This is a genomic window from Streptomyces sp. NPDC014727 (assembly GCF_043083485.1).
Classification (GTDB): Bacteria; Actinomycetota; Actinomycetes; order Streptomycetales; family Streptomycetaceae; genus Streptomyces.
This window is the reverse complement of the sequence record NZ_JBIBYR010000067.1, coordinates 1-5,030: the sequence shown is the minus strand read 5'-3', so window position 1 is coordinate 5,030 and position 5,030 is coordinate 1. Positions and strand designations below refer to the sequence as shown.

The 5,030-nt window shown below is 70.3% G+C and carries 4 protein-coding genes; 3 read left to right on the top strand and 1 reads right to left on the bottom strand.

Annotated features, from left to right (window positions below; translation table 11 throughout):
* Nucleotides 1-325: 325 nt before the first annotated feature.
* Complete coding sequence (locus tag ACF1B9_RS37815) at nucleotides 326-1,183, bottom strand: IclR family transcriptional regulator (protein WP_391746940.1); 858 nt, start codon at nucleotides 1,181-1,183, stop codon at nucleotides 326-328.
* A 290-nt stretch (nucleotides 1,184-1,473) separates the two neighbouring features.
* On the opposite strand from ACF1B9_RS37815, the gene ACF1B9_RS37810 reads away from it, so the two are divergent.
* Genes ACF1B9_RS37810 through ACF1B9_RS37800 form a run of 3 tightly spaced genes read left to right on the top strand, consistent with a single transcriptional unit; the run spans nucleotide 1,474 to nucleotide 4,873 of the window.
* Nucleotides 1,474-2,844, top strand: coding sequence for an aspartate aminotransferase family protein (locus tag ACF1B9_RS37810; protein WP_391746941.1), 1,371 nt, complete (start codon nucleotides 1,474-1,476; stop codon nucleotides 2,842-2,844).
* The gene (locus tag ACF1B9_RS37805) at nucleotides 2,844-4,031 is read left to right on the top strand and encodes a mandelate racemase/muconate lactonizing enzyme family protein (RefSeq protein ID WP_391746942.1); all 1,188 of its coding nucleotides are present in this window, start codon (nucleotides 2,844-2,846) and stop codon (nucleotides 4,029-4,031) included. The genes ACF1B9_RS37810 and ACF1B9_RS37805 overlap by 1 nt, the downstream gene beginning before the upstream one ends.
* Nucleotides 4,028-4,873, top strand: coding sequence for an amidohydrolase family protein (locus ACF1B9_RS37800; protein WP_391746943.1), 846 nt, complete (start codon nucleotides 4,028-4,030; stop codon nucleotides 4,871-4,873). Before ACF1B9_RS37805 ends, ACF1B9_RS37800 begins: the two co-directional genes overlap by 4 nt.
* Nucleotides 4,874-5,030: the final 157 nt, after the last annotated feature.

Below are 5,030 nucleotides of genomic sequence, written 5' to 3'. Positions count from 1 at the left end.
GGCCTGGGCGGTACCGGAGGCCACGGCCGAACCGGCCATGACCAGACCGGCCAGACCCGAAGCCCGCAGCAGCGTACGACGCGACGAGGCGGAGGTGGGGTGGTGCGGAACGCTCATGCGGACTTCGCCTTCCGAGAAGTGCCGAAAGTGAGGGAGCGTTCCTGCGGTGGACTGCCGTGAGGCGGATGGCTGAAAAGGGTCCGGCCGTCGGATGTCCACGACGCGATGGGCAGGCGTCGGAAGCGGGCCGGAAGGGGTAAATCGCCGGTGACGGAAGAATGTCACCGCGGTTGGCAGGGAACCTACGGCGGGTTATGTCGATCGGTCAAGACCTGAATCCGTCGGAATCCGGCGTGTCACCGTCCAACGCCCCGTCCTCCGCGTCGTCGACCCAGCCCAGCGAGACGCTGATCCGGCGGGCCGCGTCCCGGACCTGGCCGCCCAGTTCCTGGTAGCGCCAGGCCGGCAGGCCGAGCTTGAGACCGGTGATGGAGATGGCCCCGGCGCACACCGACCGGTCGTCGAAGACCGGCGCACCGATGCAGATGATGCCCTCCGCGTCCTCCTCGTCGTCCAGGGCGTAGCCGACCCGGGCGATGTCCCGCAGATGCGACAGGAAGGTGGCCGGGTCGGTGATCGTGCGGGAGGTGCGCCGGGGCAGCCCGAACCGCTCGACGACCGCGGCGGCCTCGCTCTGCGGCACGGCGGAGAGCAGGGCCTTGCCCAGCCCCGTGCAGTGCGGCAGCTCGCGCTGGCCCATCCGCAGATCGAGCCGGACGCGCTGGTCGAGCTCGACCTGGTCCACGACGACCGCGTGACCGTCCTCGGGCACGGCGAGCCGGGACGCCATGCCGGTGGTCCGGGTGAGCTCGCGCAGGACGGGGTGGGCGACCCCGCGCAGGGAGACCTGGGAGCGGGCCCGGTCGCCGAGCCGGGCCAGGCTCATGCCGAGCCGGTAGCGGCGGTTCATGCCCTCGCCGTCGTCCGAGACGAGGCCGTAGGCGCGCAGGGTCTGGAGCATGCCGAAGGCGGCGCTCTTGGAGATCGAGCAGGCCTGGCCGACCTCCGTGACGCTCAGGCCGTTGCCCTGCGCGGGGGTGGCGAGCGCTTCGAGGATGTCCGCTGCCCTGGCCACGCTCTTGACCCAGTACTTCGGTTCTTCTGTGGCAGCACTGTTCGTCATAGCAGAACAGCGTAGTGCCTCCAGGGGGCCGGAAGGCGCTTTCGTCGTGAAAGAAGCGCGGCAGAGGGCCTTTCGTTGCCAGGAAGGGGGTTGACCGGCCCCGGTGTCGCACGTAATATCCAGGCACTGTTCTGCTCTACAGAACAGCGTTCAGAAAATGCGAGACGCACCACCCAAGCACCACGGATCACCCTCTTCCTGCGGCGACTGCCGGGCGGATGGCGCCAGGGACTCACGGGCCGGGCAGGGCCTGCGAAAACCGACGACTTTCGACGCAAGGAGCAAGCGATATGAGTTCAGGCCCGGTGGGCAACGATTCCGGAGCCCGACTCGCCGAGCGCGCCCGCCAGGTCGTACCCGGCGGCGTGAACAGCGGTCAGCGCAGCGTTCCCGGACTGACCGACCTGGTCGTCACCGGGACCGACGGCGCACGGTTCCGTACCGCCGACGGACGCGAGTACACCGACTTCCACTCGGCGTTCGGCCCGCCGCTGCTCGGTCACAACGACCCCGACGTGGCCCGCGCCACCGCCGAGGCCGGTGCCGCCCTCGGCCACATGGGCGTCGGCGTCACCGAGGGCGAGGTCCTCCTCGCCGAACAGCTCACCGAGCTGATCCCGTCGATCGAGAAGGTGCTGCTCACCAGCACCGGCAGCGAGGCCACGTTCCACGCGCTGCGCGTCTCCCGCGCCGCCACCGGGCGCCGTCTCGTCGTCAAGTTCCAGGGCTGCTACCACGGCTGGCACGACGCGGTCAGCCTCAACGTCATCTCCGCCCCCGAGAAGGTCGGCGGCCACGACCCGATCTCGACGGGCATCCTGCCCGAGGTCCTCGAAGCCACCCTCGTCCTGCCGTTCAACGACAGCGAGGCCGTCCGCCGCACCTTCGCCGAGCACGGCGCCGACATCGCCGCCGTCATCGTCGAACCCGTTCCGCACAACGTCGGCGCGCTCCTGCCGTACCAGGAGTTCCTCACCACACTGCGCGAGGAGACGACCAGGGCCGGCAGTGTCCTGATCTTCGACGAGGTCATCACCGGCTTCCGGCACGACATCGGCGGCTGGCAGAAGATCTCCGGCGTCACCCCCGACCTCACCACCCTCGGCAAGGCCATCGCCAACGGCGCCCCCGTCGGTGCGATCGGCGGCCGCGCCGACCTGATGGACCTCTTCTCCACCCGTCCCGGCGCCCCCGCCTTCTTCGCGGGCACCTACAACGGCCACCCGTCCGTGGTCGCCGCCGCCCTCGCCACCCTGCGCAAGCTCCGCGAGGAACCGGTCCACGAGCACGTCTTCCGGCTCGGCGAGCGCGTCCGCACCGAACTGACCGGACTCTACGAGCGCCTCGGCGTCCCCGCCGTCGTCACCGGTTACGGCTCCGTCTTCGTCAGCTACTTCATGCCGGGCGAGACCCCCCGTACCTATGCGGACCTGCTGAACAACGATGCCTCCCTGTTCGTCGGCTACCGTCGCAAGCTCCTCGACCACGGCCTGTTCGAGCTGCCGCTCAACCTCAAGCGCAGCCACATCAGCTACGCCCACACCGATGCCGACGTGGACCGCCTGATCGAGGGCACCGAGGCCGCGGTCGGGGCCGTCCTCGCCGACGGCGGCGCCCACGACCTGGAGAACACCTCGACCATGGGCGGAGCGACCCGCTGATGCTGACCGTCAACCGCACCCGCCCCGCAGGCCCCGCCGGACGCATCACCCGCGTCGAGACCCTGATGCTCGGCACCTCCTGGCGCGACTTCGGCTATGTCCGGGTCCACACCGACGAGGGCCTGACCGGCATCGGCGAGATCACCCACCCCTACCGGGTCCGCGAGGTCTGCGCGCTCACCGAGGCGCTGGCGCAGCGCCATCTCATCGGCGCCGACCCCTTCGACATCGAGGAACTCTGGCTCCGCGTCTACCAGGGCGACTTCCTGCGCGGCGGCGACATGGGCGGCGTCGCCCTGTCCGGTCTCGACCAGGCGATGTACGACCTGATGGGCAAGGCGCTCGGCGTCCCCGCGTACCGACTGACCGGCGGAGCCTGCCGCGACAGCGTACGTGTGTACGCCAACGGCTGGTACACCGGCGAGCGGGAGCCCGAGACTTTCGCCGCCAAGGCGAAGGAGACCGTGGCGAAGGGCTTCACCGCCCTCAAGTTCGACCCGTTCGGCCCCGGGCTGCACGAGCTGGAGCGTGCCGAACTGCGTCGCTCCATCGACCTCGTGGCCGCCGTCCGCGAAGCCATCGGGCCGGACATCGACCTGTTCATCGAGGGCCATGCGCGGTTCGCCATGCCGACCGCCGCCCGACTGGTGCGCGAGCTGGAACCGTTCGACATCGGCTGGTTCGAGGAGCCGATGCCCTGGACCCACATCGAGCGCTACGCGGAGCTGCGCCGGCGCGCCGCGTTCCCGATCTCCGGCGGCGAGCACTTCCACAACCGCTACGAGTACAAGCAGCTCTTCGCCACCGACGCGGTCGACATCATCCAGCCCGACCTCTCGATGGCCGGCGGCTTCACCGAGGTCAGGAAGCTCGCCGCGATCGCCGACACCCACGGCATGCTCGTGGCCCCGCACAACTCCAACTCGCCGCTCTGCACCACCGTCTCGGTGCACGCGACGCTCGGAATCCCCAACTTCAAGATCCTCGAAACCTTCGACGGGCTCCTGGAGGACTACGTCTTCGACGCACTCAAGGGCACCCTCCCGATCGTCGACGGCCACATCGGCCTGCCGACCGCTCCGGGACTCGGTGTCGAACTCGTCGACGAGGTCTTCGAGGAACACCCGCCCAGCCACCGCTTCTGGAACATGTTCGCGGACGGCTGGGAGAAGCGGAACCGGACATGATCGTCGACGTCCACTCGCACCTCTTCCGGCACAGCCACGACTTCACCGACCCGTTCAAGTCCGACTCCGCCCGCGCCCACGCGGGCGAGGTCGACCTCACGGTGAAGTGGGAGGAGTACGCCGCCACGGCGCCCGAGGGCACCCGCACGATCGTCGTCGGCGGCAAGGCGCGGCGCAGCGGGCTCTGGGTCGACGACGCGGCCGTCGCCTCGTACGTCGGAGCGCACCCCGACCGGCTCATCGGCTACCTCTCCCTCGACCCCACCCAGCCCGGCTGGCAGGACGAACTCCGTTACGGCCACCAGGAACTGGGTCTGCGCGGCATCAAACTGATGCCGATGTACGCGGGCTTCGACCCGGCCGCCGAGGAGTACGACGAGCTGTACGGCTACGCCGAACGGCACGGACTCCCGCTCCTGGTGCACACCGGCACGACCTTCGTGTCGAAGGCGCCCCTGGAGTGGGCGATGCCCCGCCACCTGGACGCGGTCGCCATCCGCCACCCCGAACTCCGGATGGTCCTCGCCCACCTCGGCCATCCCTTCGAGGGCGAGTGCATCGCGGTCATCCGCAAGCACCCGCACGTGTACGCGGACATCAGCGCCCTGCACTACCGGCCCTTCCAGCTCTGGCACAGCCTCCGGCTCGTCCAGGACTACGGGGTCTTCGACAAGCTGATGTTCGGCAGCGACTACCCGTTCACGACGGTCGACGACTCGGTGAGGGGGCTGCGGGAGATCGCCCGCATCCCCGGCATCCCCGGACTGCCGCCGCTCGACGTGGACGCGGTGGAGGAGATCATCCACCGGCCGTCGCTGGACCTGCTGGGGCTGAGCGGCTGACCCGGCCGTTCCCCGCGAACCTGCCGGCCGGCGCCCGGGGCCGCGCCCCCGCGCCGGCCGGCAGCCGGGGCCCCCCCCGCCCCCCCCCCGGGCCCCGCGCGGCGGCCCCGCCCCCACCCGCGGGCCCCGGCCCAAAACCCCCCACCCCGCGTAGGAA

Bases quoted from the DNA above. Each gene is read 5' to 3' on its own strand.
- ACF1B9_RS37815 (WP_391746940.1), bottom strand. From the start codon at position 1,183: ATGACGAACAGTGCTGCCACAGAAGAACCGAAGTACTGGGTCAAGAGC.
- ACF1B9_RS37810 (WP_391746941.1), top strand. From the start codon at position 1,474: ATGAGTTCAGGCCCGGTGGGCAACGATTCCGGAGCCCGACTCGCCGAG.
- ACF1B9_RS37805 (WP_391746942.1), top strand. From the start codon at position 2,844: ATGCTGACCGTCAACCGCACCCGCCCCGCAGGCCCCGCCGGACGCATC.
- ACF1B9_RS37800 (WP_391746943.1), top strand. From the start codon at position 4,028: ATGATCGTCGACGTCCACTCGCACCTCTTCCGGCACAGCCACGACTTC.